We start from the raw sequence: 16,752 nt of genomic DNA, 5'->3' as shown, positions 1-16,752 counted from the left end.
TGAAATGTTTCTGGGGAGGCCTCAGGGTCTGACCCCAGAGGGCCTCCCGGCGCTGGCGACCCATCACAAGAGCGACCTCAACCAGCGGATTTTTCAGAAACATTGCGACCATCACCGGAAATCCCGGGACCTTCCCGGCCCCCGGAGGCATCGCCAACGTCGGCGTCTTCTCACTCCTCGCTGTGGCGAGCGGCCGGCTTGAAGGTGCCGGGCTCGAGGTCGTGGCGGGCCAGCAGCTTGTAGAAGTCGGTGCGGTTGCGCCCGGCGATGCGTGCCGCCTGGGTGACGTTGCCCTCGGTGATCTTCAGTACCTTGATCAGGTAGCTGCGCTCGAAGCCGGCGCGGGCGTCGTTGAAGGTCGGCAGGGCGTTGTCCTCGGCGGCCAGGGCCTGGGCCACCAGCGCCTCGGGGATCATCGCCGAGCTGGTCAGGGCCACGCACTGCTCCACCACGTTGACCAGTTGGCGCACGTTGCCGGGCCAGCCGCTGGAGGCGAGCAGGTTGAGCGCCTCCGGCGAGAAGCCCTTGACGAAGGGCTTGTGGCGCTCGGCGGCCTGGGTCACCAGGTGCTTGGCCAGCAGCGGCACGTCCTCGGCCCGCTCCTTGAGCGCCGGCAGCTTGAGGTTGACCACGTTGAGGCGGTAGTAGAGGTCCTCGCGGAACTCGCCCTCGTGCATGGCGCGGTCGAGGTCGCGGTGGGTGGCCGAGATGATGCGCACGTCGATGGGGGTCGAGGCGGTCGAGCCCAGCGGGCGAATCTGGCGCTCCTGCAGGGCGCGCAGCAGCTTGACCTGCAGCGTCAGCGGCATGTCGCCGATCTCGTCGAGGAACAGGGTGCCGCCATCGGCGGCCTGGAACAGGCCCTGGTGCTGGCTGACCGCGCCGGTGAAGGCGCCCTTGGCGTGGCCGAAGAGCTCGCTCTCGAGCAACTGCTCCGGCAGCGCCCCGCAGTTGATCGCCACGAACGGCTTGCCGGCCCGCGAGCTGGCCTTGTGGATGGCATTGGCCAGCAGTTCCTTGCCCGAGCCGGAGGCGCCGGTGATCAGCACGCTGACGTCGGAGGCCGCCACCATGCGCGCCTGCTCGAGGATGCGCTCCATGTCGGGGCTGCGGGTGATGATCGCCGCGCGCCACGACTCGTCGCCCTCGGCGGTGGGGCCGCTGGTCTGGGCCAGTGCTTCCTCGATGGCGGCGAACAGCTCGTCGCGGTCGACCGGCTTGGTGAGGAAACTGAACACCCCCTGGCGGGTGGCGCTGACGGCGTCGGGAATCGAGCCATGGGCGGTGAGCAGGATCACCGGCAGCCCCGGGGCCTGGCGCTGGACCTCCTGGAACAACGCCAGGCCGTCCATCTCGTCCATGCGCAGGTCGGTGAGCACCAGTTCGGGACGGTCGGTCTCCAGTACCTTGAGCGCCTGCCGGCCGCTCTCGGCGGTGGTCACCCGGTAGCCGCGGCTCTCCAGGCGCATGCCCAGCAGCTTGAGCAGACTGACGTCGTCGTCGACCAGCAGGATATGGGCACTGGGCTCGCGAGCGCCGGACATCCGCGCGCCAGGCCCTCGGCTAGCTTGCATTCGTGTAGCGTGCTTCACGTTTCATCTCCCTGTCAGTCGTTCTGCTGTCGCAGGTTGATGTTCTGTTCGATGGCGGTGAGCGCCTCCAGCTTCTCGGCCAGGGCGGCGTTCTCCGCTTCCATTGCGGCAAGCTCCTCCTGGGAACTCGCCAGGCGACCGGCCATGGCACGGCGCCCCTCCACCTCGTTGAGCCAGTAGCGCAGCAGCGGCTGCAGCGCCGCGGGCGCGGTATGCAAGTCGGCCTTGAAGAGCTCGGATGCGCGATCCCACTGGTTCTCGTTGCCCCAGGCCAGGAGCACGGCCCGAGCCAGCCTCCGCTCCTTGGCCTCGCCCGCCAGGCGAGAGAGCATGACGTCGCGCCAATTGCGCTCGCCGCGCTGGGAGGCCAGCCCGAAGGCGACCCAGTCGGGCAGCAGGCAGGCCTCGTCGTCGAAATCGGGAATCACGGCATGACAGCCCTTGGCCGCCGGCTGGGCCACCTTCGGTGCCATCGAGCGCGGCTGCTCGGGCAGCAATTCGCAACCGGCCAACCAGGTCACCGCAAGGCAGGCCAGCAGAGGGCGAAATTTCATCGTCATCGGTTCCTTGCGTGGGCGCTTGCTTCTCCGACGAGCGCCGGATGATCAGGGGCGATCTGCTCCGTCGCATGGGCACGCGGCAAGGTCAGACGGAAACAGACCGCATAGTACGGGTCGTTCACCAGTTCCAGGCTGCCCTGCTGCAGCCGGGCGCAATCGGCGGCTACCGAGAGGCCGATGCCGGAGCCCTTGAGCGGCCCCTTGCGGCGGGCGCGGCCCTGATAGAAGGCCTCGAACAGCCGCGGGCGGTCCTCGTCGGCGATCGGCTCGCCGCTGTTGGCCACCTCGATCACCAGGCGGTCGTGGCCGCGGCGAGCGCGGATCTCCAGTTCGCCGGCATCCTCGCCATAGGCGATGGCGTTGGAGATCAGGTTGTCGAGGATGCGGGTGGTGGCGGTGCGGTCGGCGAGCCATTCCAGCGGACCGTCGAAGCAGTCGACCCGCATGCCCTTGTTGTCCAGTGCCAGGCGGTGCTTGGCCAGCACCTCCTTGACCACGGTGGCGACATCGAGCCGCTCGGCCTGCACCTGGCGGTTGTGCTGCAGCAGGTTGTAGTCGAGCAGCTGCTCGATCAGCCGCTGCAGCTCGCCGCCGCTGGCGTCGATCAGCTCGAGAATCTCGCGCTGGTGCGGCGACAGCTCGCCGACCACCCCGTCGGCGAGCAGCGCCGAGCCTTCGCGCACACTGGCCAGGGGGGTCTTGAGTTCGTGGGACATGTGGCGCAGGAACTGCTGTTTCTCGGCCTCGAGCTCCTCGAGGCGCGACGAGAGCCAGTCGAGCCGCTCGTCGAGCTGCACCAGCTCGGCCGGCCCCTGGATGGGCCGCACCACATGCGCCTGGCGGCCGCTGCCGATGCCCAGCACGCGCCGCTCGAGCTGGCGCACCGGACGGATGATCAGCCAGGTGAACAGCAACATCAGCACCAGGCTGGCCGAGACCAGCGCAGCGGTCTGCAGCCACAGCCGGGTCTGCACGGCCTCGGCACGTTCGCGAATCACCTCGATGCGGGAGTCGATCTGGCGGTTGGTGGCACGCCGCATCGCGTCGGTATGCTGGGCGAAGGGCAGGAAGTCGGTGAGCCGCTCCTCGAACTCCTCCATGGGCAGCTCGGGCAGCCGGGCGAGCTCCTCCAGTTGCTCCTGCAGCGCCGCCACGTCCGGGTCATCGGGCAGCAGCTGGCGCTGCTGGGCGAGCAGTTCGCGGTACTCCTCGATGCGCTCGGCGTAGATCTCCATCAGGCTCTCCTCTTCGACCACCGCGTACTGGCGAGCGCCGCGCTCCATCTCCAGGGCCAGGGCGCTGAGCGAGCGCGCCCGCCGGGTCTCTTCCACCGCCTGACGGGCGCTGACATCGGCCAGCCGCGACAGCTCCGACAGGGCCTGACCGGCCTGGAGCATCAGCACGGCCAGGGGGAGCATGACGACGAGAAAAGCCAGCAGAACGAGCTGCAGCAATGAGCGAGGGCGCCAGCGACGCGAGACTCGGGTGGTCATGACCAGAGCTCTTTGCAGAATAGTGAGAGGCATTGCCATCGTTTACGCTCAAAGAATACCAGAGTTCTGCTGGGCAGCCTTCCGCTGCCTGCCATGCACCCAAAAAAGGGGGGGTAAAAAAAGGGCCGGCAGAGCCGGCCCAAGTACGCAGGGAACTGAAAGGGTCTGGGAAACACACCGCTCGACTGCCTGGTCAGATCGATCGGCCCGCTTTCCATGGGCCATGGGCCCCGAAGCCATGTGAAGATCGTTAGTTACCAGGGCCCATCTTCACATGCGGGTGGCGAACCACCCCTGCTTCGTTCCTGGCACCACCGCCGCGGCCTGTGCCGAAGGCGATGCTGCGCGATTCGATCCCCCCGGAAGGGGGATGAGGCATCCTTGCCTGGGCGTCCTTGCCCTTCTGGTACCCTTCCTTGCCTGGCGGCGGTACCCGTCTCATCGCAACCTAAAGTCACACATCGCTTGGAGCAGACGCTGATCGCTTCCGGGGCCGGACGCACAGGGCAGTGTTTGACCGGACTCCCTTGGCGATCGGAAAGCGGCTCGAGCCGTAATGAACCGCTTCCGTTGCTCACCCAACCTATTGCCAGTATCGTGCCAGGAAATTGGCATTCCTTTTATTTTCAATGAGTTGTTATGAACAACAAGGTTGGCACGCCACCTCGCGTGACCGATCTCTCGCCAAAGGGCGAATTTTCGCTGGCTTTTCGTCGCCGCATGGCGACACCCAATTCGCCAAACAGAAAAAAGCCACTAGAATCAGTGCATTGAAACGTATGCCAATGGAGACACCCCTTCGGACCACGACGCCACCCGACGACAGCACTCAGCGCCCATGAATCGCGAGGGGAAGGGCGGGGGGCCGCTCAGGCGAGCGGCTTGACCAGGATCTTGGACTTGCGGGCGTGGTTGTAGGTGTCGCGCTTGAGCGGCGGTAGGGCCTCGATGTCGGCCATGCGGAAGCCGTGCTCGAAGAACCAGTGGGTGGTATGGGTGGTCAGCGCGAACAGCGCCGTGAGCCCCAGGCGCCGCGCACGACGTTCGATCTCCGCCAGCAACAGCTCGCCCCGGGCCCCGCCGCGGTAGTCGTCATGCACCGCCACGCAGGCCAGCTCGGCCATCTCGGCGTCGCGGAAGGTGTGCAGCGCCGCACAGCCGATGACCATGCCGTCGCGCTCGATCACCAGGTAGTCGTCGATCTCGTGTTCCAGCCGCTCGCGGGAGCGCGGCACCAGCATGCCGCGGCGCTCGAGCGGCTCGAGCAGCTCGAGCAGGCCGCCGATGTCGCCGAGTTCCGCCGGGCGCAGCTGCTCGTAGCGGTGCTGGGTGATCATGGTGCCCACCCCGTCGCGGGTGAACAGCTCGCCGAGCAGGGCGTTGTGGTCGTGCCAGGAGATCAGGTGGGTGCGGGCCACGCCGTGCCGGGCGGCGGCACAGGCCGCGCCCAGGTGGCGGGCCAGCTCGCTGCCGGGGTCGGCCTGGCGCAGCAGCGGTTCGGCATCGGCCGGGGTCAGTTGGCGCTGCAGCCGGCCGCTCTGGTCGTACAGGCCGCTGGCCTCGCCGAGCAGGATCAGCTTGTCGGCGGAAAGCGCCATGGCGGCATGCTGCGCCACCTCGGAGGCGTCGAGGTCGAATACCTCGCCGGTGCTGGAGAAGCCCAGCGGCGGCAGCACCACCAGCGTCCCCTTCTCCAGCAACCCCTCGATGGCCGCGGCCCTCACCCGGCGCACCTCGCCGGTGTGATGGAAGTCGATGCCCTCGCGCACGCCCAGCGGCTTGGCCATCACCAGGTTGCCCGAGACCGCCGTCAGCTCGACTCCGTGCAGCGGGGTATTGGGCAGCCCCAGCGACAGCCGTGCCTCCAGCCACAGGCGCTGCTCGGCGGCGATACGCTCGACGCACTCCATGATCCCCTGGTCGGCGACCCAGTGACCCTGGTGGCACTTCGGCACGATACCGGCCGCCTCCAGGGCCTGATCGACCTGGGGGCGAATGCCGAACACCACCACCAGCCGCACGCCCAGGGTATGCAGCAGCGCCAGGTCCTGGATCAGCTGTTCGCTTCGCCCGCGTGCCATGGCCTCGCCCTCGATCAGGATCACGAAGGTTCGGCCCCGGTGGGCATTGATATAGGGCGAGGAATTGCGGAACCAGTCGACGAAGGGGAAACGAGTATCCAAGGCCGCACTCCGGCAGCAGATGAGAGAAAGGTGAAACCGCCTTCGACTATATCAGAGCCAATAAAAGGGCGGCACCACTGCCGTGGTACCGCCGCTGGCATTCGCTCAAAGCGAAGCGCTGGCTAGCCGAAGACACCCTTGAAGGTGAAGAAGAAGAAGATCGCCAGGCCCGCGCCGGCCGGCAGGGTGATCAGCCACGACATGATGATGGTGCCGATCACGCGCAGGTTCAGGGCCGACATGCCGCGGGCCAGGCCCACGCCGAGCACCGCCCCCACCAGGGTGTGGGTGGTGGAGATCGGCAGGCCGGTGCCCGAGGCGAGCACCACGGTGGTGGCGGCGGCCAGGGTGGCGGCGAAGCCGCGGCTCGGTGTCAGCTCGGTGATGCCGGTACCCACGGTGGCGATCACCTTGTGGCCATAGGTGACCAGGCCGACGACGATGCCGATGCCGCCCAGCAGCAGCACCCACCAGGGCACCACGGCGGAACCACCCACGGCGCCGCCGCGATACACCACATCGACCACCGCCGCCAGCGGGCCGACGGCGTTGGCCACGTCGTTGGAGCCGTGGGCGAAGGCCATGGCGCAGGCGGTGAAGATCATCAGCACGCCGAACACCCGCTCGACATTGCCGTAACCGAAGTGGTCGCCGGCACGACGTTCATAGACCACCCGCCGCTCCATCAGGACACCGACGCCCATGATCACCAGGCCGATCGGAATCGACAGCAAGAAGCTCTGGCCGAAGCCCAGGTCGAGCCCCACATGCTTGAGGCCCTTGTTCAGGGTGACCATGGTGACCACGAAACCGACCAGGAAGACGTAGAGCGGCAGATAGCGCTTGGCCGAGACGAAGGGGTCGCGGGCCTCGAAGATCAGGTGCTGAACCGACTTGAACAGCAGATAGGCGATGGTGCCGGCCAGCAGTGGCGAGACCACCCAACTCGAGGCGATCTGGCCGACCTTGTCCCAGGCCACCGCTTCCATGCCCAGGCCCACGGCGCCGAAGCCGACGATGGCACCGACGATGGAGTGGGTGGTGGAGACCGGCCAGCCCCGGGCCGAGGCGATCAGCAGCCAGATGGCCGCCGCCAGCAGCGAGGCCAGCATGCCGTAGACCAGCAGTTGGGGATCGTTCACGAGCAGGGTCGGATCGATGATGCCCTTGCGGACGGTATCGGTGACCTCGCCGCCGGCCAGGTAGGCGCCGAGGAACTCGAAGATCACGGCGATGATGATCGCCTGCTTGATGGTGATGGCCCGGGACCCCACCGAGGTGCCCATGGCGTTGGCGACGTCGTTGGCGCCCACGCCCCAGGCCATGAAGAAGCCGAAGGCACAGGCCAGGATGATGAAGATTTCGCCGTGCTGCACGATGATCGACATAGGGGAAGTCGTCCTATGTGGCTGTCAGGGAGTAGCGGATTGGCGTGATGGCGGACGCGCCGCGCACCCGGGGATGCGGTGCCGCGACGGATCGCATCCTAGCGAGCCGTGAGGATCTGCAGGCGACTGCCGACGCGTTCGGCACGGTCGGAGAGTTCGCCGACCCAGTCGATGATCTTGTAGAGGAAGACCACGTCCACCGGCGGCAGCTGGCTCTCGAGCTCGAACAGCTGACGGCGGATGGCCACCTGCTGGCTGTCGGCCTGCTGCTCGAGCACGTGCAGCTCGCGGATCAGCTTCTGCATCACGTCGGAGACGTTGCGGCCGAAACCGGACTCGAGCAGGTCCTTGAGCTCCTCCAGGGCGTGACGCGCCTGGGCCACGCAGGCCACGGAGGTCTGCATGTAGTCGCGCATCGGCTGGGCCAGGGGCTCCGGCACCTGCATGCGGCGGCCGAGCATGATGCCGGTGATGTCGCGCACCTTGTTGGCGATCTTGTCCTGGACGCTGATCAGGTCGAGGATGTCGGTGCGCGAGACCGGCAGGAACATGGTGTTGGGGAGGTTGAGACGCAGCTCGGTCTTGAGCTCGTCGGCCTCGTGTTCGAGCCGGGTGACGGTCTCGCGGTGTGCCTCGGCGGCCTCCCAGTCACCGACGAGGGCGGCTTCGAAGAACGGCAGCAGTTGGTCGGCGCATTCGTTGGCCTTGACGATGTGGGCCAGCAGCGGCTGGAATGGCGAGCGGCCGAACATCGCGGAGAACGGATTGGGTGTGACCATGGGTATCCATGTGCGCTGAAGAATTTGCGGCGACAGTATAGAGGCAGGCTCCGCTCCCGTCATGAAAATATCAACTTACCTTCACGAAACCGAGGTGGCGATGCCATGAGTCACGAGATCGAACTCAAGCTGGCCCTGGGGCCCCAGGGTCCCGAGGCGCTGCGTCGCCACCCGCGGCTCGCCGGCCTCGCGCCGCGGCTCGCCACCCTCGGCAACACCTACTTCGACACCCCCGAGGGGGCCCTGGCAACCGCCCGCATGGCGCTGCGCCTGCGCCGGGCCGATGGCCGGCTGCTGCAGACCCTCAAGACCCGTGGCCAGGGCGGCGGCGGGCTCTCGCGCCGCGGCGAGTGGGAGTGGGAGGTGCCGGGGCCGGGGCTCGACCTCGCCGGGCTCGCCGCCCTGCCCCCCATGGCCGGCCACGGCGACGCGCTGCTGGCCCGGCTGGTCCCGCGCTTTGCCACCGACTTCCGCCGCGAGACCTGGCGGCTCGAACTCGGCGAGGCTCGCATCGAGCTGGCGCTCGACCTGGGCGAGATCCGTGCCGCCGACCGCACGGTGGCGATCCGCGAGCTGGAGCTCGAACTCGAGGCCGGCGAACCGGAGGCCCTGTGGGACCTGGCCGAGGCGCTGGCCGAATCGGTTCCCCTGCGCCCGGCGGATACCAGCAAGGCCGCCCGGGGCGGCGCCCTGCTGGCCGGCACCTGGACCCTGCCCGAGGGCGGCGGCGCCGACGCCTGGCTGCACCGCGCCGTGGTGGCGCTGGATGCCCTGGCCGATACCGGCGAGCCCCGGTGGCGTGAGCAGGCCCGCGATGCCTTCCTGCACCTGGCCGACCCGGCGGGCAGCCTGCATGCCGCGGCCCGCGAACTGGCCCAGGGGCTCGACGATCCCGCCTGGCCGACGCCGGCCTTCGGCCTCGCCGCCCTGCGCCTCGCCCGCCGGCTGCCCGGGGACGGGCAGCTCAGCTGACGGGCAGGCAGGCTCCAGGGTGGTTGCACGAAGCGGGCGGTTCGTGTGATGAGGGAGGTTCGTCAATGAGCAGGTCGGCAGCCGGGAGAGCACCATGACCCTAGACTTCAAACCCGGTGGCGCAGGGCTACGTACCCGCGTCTTCCAGGTCATCTTCGAGTCCGACACGCCGCTGGCCAAGGGCTTCGACATCGCGCTGATCGCGGCGATCCTGACCAGCGTGCTGGTGGTGATGCTCGACAGCATCCAGAGTCTGCGCGCCGACTACGGCACCCTCTTCTACTGGGTGGAGTGGGGCTTCACCCTTGCTTTCACCATCGAGCTGGCGGTGCGCCTCTACTGCCTCGACAAGCCCCTGCGCTACCTGCGCAGCTTCTACGGCATCGTCGATGTCATCGCCATCCTGCCCACCTGGCTGGTGCTGATCGTTCCCGGCGCCCAGTCGCTGGTGGTGGTGCGCCTGCTGCGGGTGCTGCGTATCTTCCGCGTGCTGCGGCTGATGCAGTTCGTCGGCGAGGCGCGCCTGTTGCTGGAGGCCCTGAGACGCAGCATCCGCCAGATCTTCCTGTTCTTCTTCGGCATTTTCATGCTGGTGACCATCTTCGCCTCGCTGATGTATCTGATCGAATCCGCCGAGGCCGGCTTCACCAGCATTCCCCAGTCGATCTACTGGGCCATCGTCAGCCTGACCACGGTGGGCTATGGCGACATCGTGCCGGTCACCCCCATCGGCCAGGCGATCACGGTGCTGCTGATGCTGACCGGCTACTCGATCATCGCCGTGCCGACCGGGGTCTTCTCCGCCCAGGTGATCCGTGCCATCCGCGAGGACCGCTACTCCGACGAGGCCTGCCCCGGCTGCGGCCACGACCGCCACGAGAAACGTGCCAAGTACTGCCTGAAGTGCGGCACCTGGCTCGACGAGGAGACGCCGGACCCGCGCCTGACGGAGGCCGAGACGTAAAGGAGACAAGGAGGACGAGCCGCCGGAGCACTCAGCCGACGGCTCGCCCGGATCACTCGCGGAAGGGTTCGACGTCGCCGCGCCCCTCGCGGACGATCTTCGGCGGCAGGTCGCGCAGGTCGATGACGCTGGTGGGCTCCAGGTGGCAGGCGCCGCCGTCGATGATCAGGTCGAGGTGGGCACCGAAGCGGTCGCGGATCGCTTCCGGGTCGGTCATCGGCAGCGCCTCGCCCTCCGGAATCAGGGTCACGCTCATCAGCGGCTCCCCCAGGGCACCGAGCAGCGCTCGCGTGATGCTGTGGTCCGGCACCCGCATGCCGATGGAGCGACGCTTGGGGTGCAGCAGCAGCCGCGGCACCTCGGTGGTGGCGTTGAGGATGAAGGTATAGGGCCCCGGGGTATGGGCCTTGAGCAGCCGGAAGACGGCGTTGTCCACCTTGGCGTAGGTGCCGATCTCGGAGAGGTCCGAGCAGATCAGGGTGAAGTTGTGCTTGTCGTCCAGCGAGCGCAGCCACTTGATCTTCTCGATGGCCTTCTTGTCGCCCAGGTGACAGCCCAGGGCGTAACCCGAATCGGTGGGATAGGCCACGACGCCACCATGACGAATGATCTGGATCGCCTGGTCGATCAGCCGCTTCTGTGGATTCTCTGGATGGATCTGGAAGAACTGGCTCATGCGAGCTCCCTGTTCGATGGCCGATGAAAGTCTGTCACTACTATAACCCGGCCAGCCACTCACACCGCCACCACCTCGACGAGGCCGGCCAGGTGCGGGTGCACCCAGACCGGCGGGGTGGCGGTACGCGGCACCGGACTCATGCTGCCCGGGGCCAGGTGGCCGCCGGGAAAGTGGAAGTCACTGCCCACCGAGGCGTAGAGGTCGCGCTCCTGCAGCTGGCGCGCCAGGTCCCGGGTCGCATCCGGGTTCTGGAAACCGCTGACCAGCTCGGCGGCCTGGCCGCCGGCGGCGCGGAAGGCATCCAGCAGCAGGCCCCGCTTGCGCCGGGTCAGGCCGTGGCGCAGCGGATGCGCCAGCACCGCCACGCCGCCGGCATCGAGGATCCAGCCCACGGCCTCGGCGAGCTCCGGCCAGTGCGCCTTGACGTCGCCGGCCTTGCCGTTGCCGAGATGCTTCCGGAAGGCGGTGGCCACGTCGGGCACCAGCCCCGCCGCCACCAGGGCCCGGGCGAAGTCGGGCCGACCCAGCGGGCGCGGCGAGCCGGCCTGTTCCCGGGCCCGCGACAAGGCATTCTCCAGCCCCAGCGTCTCCATGCGCTGGGCGATCAGCTCGGCCCGCGCCTCGCGCGCCACGGCCTGGGCCTCGAGCCCTTCGACCAGGGAACCCTTGGCGCCCTCGGGCAGCAGGCCCACCACATGGATATTGATGCCGGCCCAGCGGGTGGAAAGCTCGGTCCCGGGCAGCAGACGGATCCCCTCGCGCTCGGCGGCGACGCGGGCCTCCTCGATGCCGGCCATGGTGTCGTGGTCGGTCAGCGCCATATGGGTCAGGCCCCGGGCCTTGCACAGCGCCACCACGTCGGCCGGCGGCAGGGCGCCGTCGGAAGCGGTGGAATGCATGTGCAGGTCGATGGAAAGCGGAGAGCTCTCGCCCTCGAAACGGGCGGGAAGTGCGTTCATTGGCATGACGCCGGCAGGTGACTTTGTCAGAATATCCGTTCATGGTGCTCGCCCGGCCGACCTCGGTCAATGCCGGGCCCCGCCGGACTCTCGCGGCCCGTGCCGCTCAACCCGAGGATGCGACTGCGATGCTCTATGCAATCATCAGTGAAGATGTGAAGAACAGCCTGGAGCGGCGCCTCGCCGCTCGCCCCGATCACCTGGCCCGGCTCGAGGAGCTGCGCGACGAGGGCCGCCTGGTGCTGGCCGGCCCGCATCCGGCCATCGACAGCGAGGACCCGGGCGAGGCCGGCTTCTCCGGCAGCCTGGTGGTGGCCGAGTTCGACAGCCTCCAGGAGGCCCAGGCCTGGGCCGATGCCGACCCCTACATGATCGCCGGGGCCTATGCCAAGGTGGCGGTGAAACCCTTCCGCAAGGTCCTGCCCTGAACGTTTTCCACCGGCGCACTTGTCCACATGGGGTTTCCCACAGCATCTGTGGATAACACTGTTGAAACGCCGCGGACGCCTTGCGACAGCCCTGTCACGCCGGCGCTGCGGCGGCAACGATCAAATTCTGACCAGCACCTGCCCATCGGAGCCCCGCCTTGACCGCCGCCCCTGATGGCCTGCCCCCGCTGGCGGGCCTGGAGATCGCTCGCCTCGACTGGCGCCAGGACGAGACGGGCGAGTCCGCGCCGCACTCGACCGCCTTCGACGACGTCTACTTCTCCCGCCATGACGGCCGGGCCGAGACCGAGCACGTCTTCATCGCCGGCAACGACCTGCCGCGACGGTTCGCCGAGTGGCGCCCGGGGCGTCCCTTCGTGATCGGCGAGACCGGCTTCGGCACCGGGCTCAACATGCTCTGTGCCTGGGCCTGCTTCGATGCCCATGCCCCCCGAGGCGCGCGGCTGCACCTGGTCTCCACCGAGAAGTTTCCGCTCGCCAGGGAGGATCTCGCCCGGGCCCTGGCCGCCTGGCCGGACCTGGCCGAGCGCGCCGCGCGGCTGCTCGCACAATGGCCCGAGCCGGTGGCCGGGGTGCACCGGCTGTGGCTCGACGCGCGGGTGACCCTCGACCTGCACTTCGGCGACACCACCGAGCGGCTGGCGCTGCTCGACGGCCGGGTCGACGCCTGGTTCCTCGACGGCTTCGCCCCGGCGAAGAACCCCGGGATGTGGCGGCCCGAGCTGTTCGTCGCCATGGCGGCGCGCTCGCGGCCCGGGGCGACCCTGGCCACCTTCACCTGTGCCGGCGTGGTCAAGCGCGGCCTGGCGGCCGCCGGCTTCGCCTGGCGCAAGGTGCCGGGCTTCGGGCGCAAGCGCGAGATGCTCGCCGGCGAGATTCCCGCCCCTCCGGTGGACGAACGCCGGCGGCGCACCCCCTGGTTCGCGCCGCCGGCCCCCGAACCGGCGCGGCATGTCGCCGTCGTCGGCGCCGGTATCGCCGGCGCCAGCGTGGCGCATGCCCTGGCGCGACGCGGGGTCGCGGTGACCCTGCTCGACCGGGAAGGCCCCGGGGCCGGCGGCTCCGGCAACCGCCAGGGGGCGCTCTACGTCAAGCTGGCGGTGGAGACCAACCCGCAGAGCCGGGTCTATCTCGCCGGGCTGCTGCACAGCCGGCGCTGGCTGGCGGCCCTGGACCCGGACCATGCGCTCGGGCAGCCCAGTGGCGTGCTGCAGCTGGCGACCAGCGACAGGGAGCGGGACCGCCAGCAGCGCTTCCTGGCCCGCCACGCCCTGCCGGCGAGTGTGGTGGAAGGCCTCGATGCCGAGGCCGCCGCCGAGCGCGCCGGCGTCCGGGTAGGCGCCCCCGCCCTCGACTACCCGCTGGCGGGCTGGGTGCGGCCGGCGGCGCTCTGCGCGCACCTGGCCGACACGCCGGGGGTGAGCTTCCGCCGGGGCGAGGTCAGCGACCTGGCGCGGACGGAGCGCGGCTGGCGGCTGGGCCTGGCGACCGGCGACACCCTGGCCGCCGACCAGGTGGTGATCGCCACCGCCGAGCTCGCCAACCGCTTTGCCCAGACCTCGCCGCTGCCGCTGCAGCCGGTACGCGGCCAGGTATCGCAGCTCGTGCTGCCGGCGGGGGTGCCCGCGCTCGGGCGGGTGGTCTGTGCCGGCGGCTATGTGTCGCCGGCGCTCGACGGCGTGCTCACCTTCGGCGCCACCTTCGCGCCCAACGACTCGGCGACCGAGCTGCGCGAGGCCGACCATGCCGCCAACCTGGCGGAGCTCGAACGCACCCTGCCCGCCTTCGTGGCCGCCCTGCGCGATGCCGGCGCCGACCTCTCCCCGGCCCGGCTGACGGGCCGGGCGGCGATCCGCGCCGCAAGCCCCGACAAGTCGCCCTACGCCGGCCCGGTTCCCGACGCCGCGGCCTGGCGGGCCGACTACGCCGCGCTGGCCAAGGACGCCACCCGCGTGCCCGACACGCCGGGCCGTCACCATGACGGGCTGTGGATCAGCGCCGCCCACGGCTCGCGGGGGCTCGCCAGCGCCCCGCTCTGCGCCGAGCTGATCGCCTCACGGATCTGCGACGAGCCGCTGCCCCTGGAGCAGCCGCTGGTGGATCACCTGCACCCGGGGCGGCGCATCATCCGGGACCTGGTGAGGGGGAAACAGGCCTGACCAGGGGGTCGGATAGGAGTTGGGAAAGCATCGCAAGAATCGGCCGGATGATTTTCGTCAGTTTGCCCAGGTCTCCATGACAAGCTAGCCAGTATCCCGGATTTGACGCCCGACCGAGCGCCCTGGATCGCTGCGGCGCTTGCTGCGAAAGCTTCCCGATGCCTTGGCGATCGTGCCGCCCACTTCGTCAAGCAGTTCCGCTTCGGCGAAGAAGATGGCCTTGCCACCGCCGACCTGCCGGCCCCGGGCCACCACGCGCCCGCCATCGACCCGGGCCAGGTAATGGATGGTCAGCGAAATGGTGGCGGTGCGTGCAGGGGGCTCATCGGCCGCGTGAAAGAAGACGCTATAGCCGCAGGCGACATCCAGCAGCGTGGCGATGACGCCACCCTGCAGCGAGCCCTGCGAGTTCAGGTGGTGTGGGGCGATATCCAGCTGCCACTCGCACTGCCCGTGGTCCCAGTGCACCAGACGAGCCCCGAGGAGTTCGAGAAAGGGGTTATCCGGCATGCTCATCGCGTCCTTTGCCCAGTCGCTGGAGGGATCTCACGGCGTGGAACCGATGCAGGGCCAGCCCCGCCCCGATGCACAGTGCCCCGGCCATGTCCACCCATAGGCCCGGGGTGACCATGACAATGGCGCCTCCCCCCACCAGTAGCCGGGACACGGGCCCCATGCCGCCCCACAGATGTCCGATGGCCGCCACCGACAGGAAGCCGATACCCACCAGGGCGCTCAGCACCGCGATCAGGATGGCCAGGGGATTGCCCGCCAGGGTGAGCTCCGGGTTCAGGATGAACAGGAACGGCAGGATGAACAGGCTACAGGCCAGGGTCAGCGCGTAGCGGGCCGTGCCGAAGAAGGTCCCGCCGCTGATGGCGATGGCGGCAAAGATCCCCGCCGCGACCGGCGGCGTGATGGCCGACACGCTGGCGAAGAAGTACAGGAAGAGATGCGACGGCAAGCGCTCGAACCCCAGGTTCAGCAGCGGTGGCGCCAGCACCGCAGCCGCCACGGCGTAGGCCGCCGGGGTCGGCATCCCCATCCCCAGGATGATCGCCAGTACCATGGTGAGCGCTAGCGAGATGAACAGGTAATCCCCGCCGATGGACAAAATCACCTGCGACAGCGTCACGCCCAGCCCGGTCAGGTTGATAATCGAGACCATGATCTGGGCGGCGGCGATGATCATGGCGATGTACACCACGCTCACCGCGGCACCGTACAACCCGCGATAGGTCGACACGGCCACACCGGCGAGACGCTGGCCCGCGGTGTTCACGGAAACCAGCTGGGTCCGAGGCGTCTGGTCGGCCTCGAGGCCCGCCACCCGCCGCGCCCGCTCGCTGGCCGCGGTCTCGGCTGGCTGGCGGCGAAACAGCGCGCCCGCGACCATCATCGCGCTGATGGCGACCAGCGACCAGAACACCGCCGTCTGGATGGTGTAACGCTGCAGAATGAAGAACAGCAGAACACCGATCGGCACCAGCAGGCTGGCCATGGCCACGGGCTCGAACGCCTCCCGCCGCGACGGAATCAGCTCCGCGGGCAATGCCTCCAGCCGATAACGCCGCGCCATCAGATAGACGCCCAGCAACAGCGCGGTGAAGAACAGCACCGAGGGCACGAGCGCGGCCTTGACCACATCCAGATAGGCGATGCCCAGCAGCTCCGCCATCAGGAAGGCACCTGGTCCCATGATCGGCGGCATGATCTGCCCGCCCGTCGAGGCGACCGCCTCGATGGAGCCCGCGAGGTTGCGATCGAACCCCAGCCGGCGCATCAACGGGATTGTCAACACCCCGGTGCTGGTCACGTTGGCCACCGTGCTGCCGTTCACCATGCCCATGAAGGCGCTACCGATCACGGCGACGATACCCGCGCCACCGCGAATGTGCCCCCCGAGCCGCATGGCGATGCGGATGAAGGTATCCCCGGCCCCGCTGGCGTTGAGCAATGCCCCTAGGATCAGGAACAGGGTCACCACGGTCGCCGAAATGCCCATCAGCGTGCCGAGGATACCGTTGTTGCCCATGTAGAAGACGTAGATCATCCGCTCCAGCGACAGGCCACGGTGGGCCAGCGGGCCCGGCATGTAAGGACCGAAATAGGCATAGATACAGAAGAACAGGATCAGGCCGACGAACAGCCAGCCCAGGGTGCGGCGGACGGCTTCCAGCAACAGCAGGAACAGCGCGACGCCAAACGCCTTCTCTACCGCCTCGTTGATGTACCAGTTGCTCATCACGATGGCGTCGTAATTGACGAAGACATACCCCAGCAGCAGCAGACAGGCGAACGCGCACGGCAGGTCGACCAGCACCAGCTGCAATCGCGGAAAGCGTGTGCGCCCCTGGTACAGCAGAAACACGAAGAACAGGGCACCGCCGAGGTGTACGGCGCGTTGCTGGTAGTTGGGCAGCGTCCCCACGCCGGCGGTGACGATATGGAAAAGGATCCACGCCAGGGCGAGGCCGCCGATCAGACAGCCGACCACACCGCTGAAGCTGCGCAGGTGGGTGACGCGTTCATCAGAACTCATAGGCTAGGCCCCCGAGGTCCCCGGACCTTGGCA

At 68.6% G+C, this 16,752-nt stretch carries 14 protein-coding genes; 4 read left to right on the top strand and 10 right to left on the bottom strand.

Going from position 1 to position 16,752, the window contains the following annotated elements; all coding sequences use genetic code 11:
- Positions 1 to 170: 170 nt before the first annotated feature.
- From glrR to CR157_RS08115, 6 genes are all read right to left on the bottom strand, one after another.
- A complete protein-coding gene (gene glrR / locus CR157_RS08140) occupies positions 171 to 1,544 on the bottom strand; it encodes a two-component system response regulator GlrR (RefSeq protein ID WP_110283057.1) in 1,374 nt (457 codons plus the stop codon).
- A 62-nt stretch (positions 1,545 to 1,606) separates the two neighbouring features.
- Positions 1,607 to 2,146 carry a hypothetical protein gene (locus tag CR157_RS08135; RefSeq protein WP_110283056.1) on the bottom strand — a complete coding sequence of 180 codons (540 nt, stop codon included), beginning with the start codon at positions 2,144 to 2,146 and terminating at the stop codon, positions 1,607 to 1,609.
- A gap of 2 nt (positions 2,147 to 2,148) precedes the next feature.
- Positions 2,149 to 3,645, bottom strand: coding sequence for an ATP-binding protein (locus CR157_RS08130; protein WP_110283055.1), 1,497 nt, complete (start codon positions 3,643 to 3,645; stop codon positions 2,149 to 2,151).
- Positions 3,646 to 4,514: 869 nt separating this feature from the next.
- Positions 4,515 to 5,828, bottom strand: a complete 1,314-nt coding sequence (gene argA / locus CR157_RS08125) for an amino-acid N-acetyltransferase (RefSeq protein WP_110283054.1) — start codon at positions 5,826 to 5,828, stop codon at positions 4,515 to 4,517.
- 122 nt (positions 5,829 to 5,950) lie between these two features.
- Complete coding sequence (locus CR157_RS08120) at positions 5,951 to 7,216, bottom strand: inorganic phosphate transporter (protein ID WP_110283053.1); 1,266 nt, start codon at positions 7,214 to 7,216, stop codon at positions 5,951 to 5,953.
- A gap of 98 nt (positions 7,217 to 7,314) precedes the next feature.
- The gene (locus CR157_RS08115) at positions 7,315 to 7,995 is read right to left on the bottom strand and encodes a TIGR00153 family protein (protein ID WP_110283052.1); all 681 of its coding nucleotides are present in this window, start codon (positions 7,993 to 7,995) and stop codon (positions 7,315 to 7,317) included.
- Between the two features lie 105 nt (positions 7,996 to 8,100).
- Here CR157_RS08115 and CR157_RS08110 point away from each other — a divergent pair, with 105 nt between their 5' ends.
- On the top strand, positions 8,101 to 8,967 hold the full coding sequence (locus tag CR157_RS08110; protein WP_110283051.1) for a CYTH domain-containing protein: 867 nt from the start codon (positions 8,101 to 8,103) through the stop codon (positions 8,965 to 8,967).
- A 94-nt stretch (positions 8,968 to 9,061) separates the two neighbouring features.
- Complete coding sequence (locus CR157_RS08105; protein ID WP_110283050.1) at positions 9,062 to 9,931, top strand: ion transporter; 870 nt, start codon at positions 9,062 to 9,064, stop codon at positions 9,929 to 9,931.
- Between the two features lie 52 nt (positions 9,932 to 9,983).
- On the opposite strand, the gene CR157_RS08100 is transcribed toward CR157_RS08105, so the two are convergent.
- Both CR157_RS08100 and CR157_RS08095 read right to left on the bottom strand, forming a co-directional pair.
- Positions 9,984 to 10,607 (bottom strand): L-threonylcarbamoyladenylate synthase, encoded by a 624-nt coding sequence (locus tag CR157_RS08100; RefSeq protein ID WP_110283049.1) that lies wholly within the window; start codon positions 10,605 to 10,607, stop codon positions 9,984 to 9,986.
- Positions 10,608 to 10,666: 59 nt separating this feature from the next.
- Complete coding sequence (locus tag CR157_RS08095; protein WP_110283048.1) at positions 10,667 to 11,575, bottom strand: PHP domain-containing protein; 909 nt, start codon at positions 11,573 to 11,575, stop codon at positions 10,667 to 10,669.
- A 122-nt stretch (positions 11,576 to 11,697) separates the two neighbouring features.
- Here CR157_RS08095 and CR157_RS08090 point away from each other — a divergent pair, with 122 nt between their 5' ends.
- Together CR157_RS08090 and mnmC are read left to right on the top strand one after the other, a co-directional pair.
- Complete coding sequence (locus tag CR157_RS08090) at positions 11,698 to 11,997, top strand: YciI family protein (RefSeq protein WP_110283047.1); 300 nt, start codon at positions 11,698 to 11,700, stop codon at positions 11,995 to 11,997.
- 158 nt (positions 11,998 to 12,155) lie between these two features.
- A complete protein-coding gene (mnmC, locus tag CR157_RS08085) occupies positions 12,156 to 14,177 on the top strand; it encodes a bifunctional tRNA (5-methylaminomethyl-2-thiouridine)(34)-methyltransferase MnmD/FAD-dependent 5-carboxymethylaminomethyl-2-thiouridine(34) oxidoreductase MnmC (RefSeq protein ID WP_110283046.1) in 2,022 nt (673 codons plus the stop codon).
- A gap of 84 nt (positions 14,178 to 14,261) precedes the next feature.
- On the opposite strand, the gene CR157_RS08080 is transcribed toward mnmC, so the two are convergent.
- Positions 14,262 to 14,687, bottom strand: a complete 426-nt coding sequence (locus CR157_RS08080) for a PaaI family thioesterase (protein WP_181422003.1) — start codon at positions 14,685 to 14,687, stop codon at positions 14,262 to 14,264.
- Positions 14,677 to 16,719, bottom strand: coding sequence for a TRAP transporter permease (locus CR157_RS08075; protein ID WP_110283044.1), 2,043 nt, complete (start codon positions 16,717 to 16,719; stop codon positions 14,677 to 14,679). Before CR157_RS08075 ends, CR157_RS08080 begins: the two co-directional genes overlap by 11 nt.
- Between the last annotated feature and the right edge of the window lie 33 nt (positions 16,720 to 16,752).

The sequence above is a fragment of the Halomonas sp. LBP4 genome (assembly GCF_003202205.1).
Taxonomy (GTDB): domain Bacteria; phylum Pseudomonadota; class Gammaproteobacteria; order Pseudomonadales; family Halomonadaceae; genus Halomonas; species Halomonas flagellata.
Note: the sequence above shows the minus strand (reverse complement) of the source record. Positions and strands in the feature narration are given on the sequence as shown.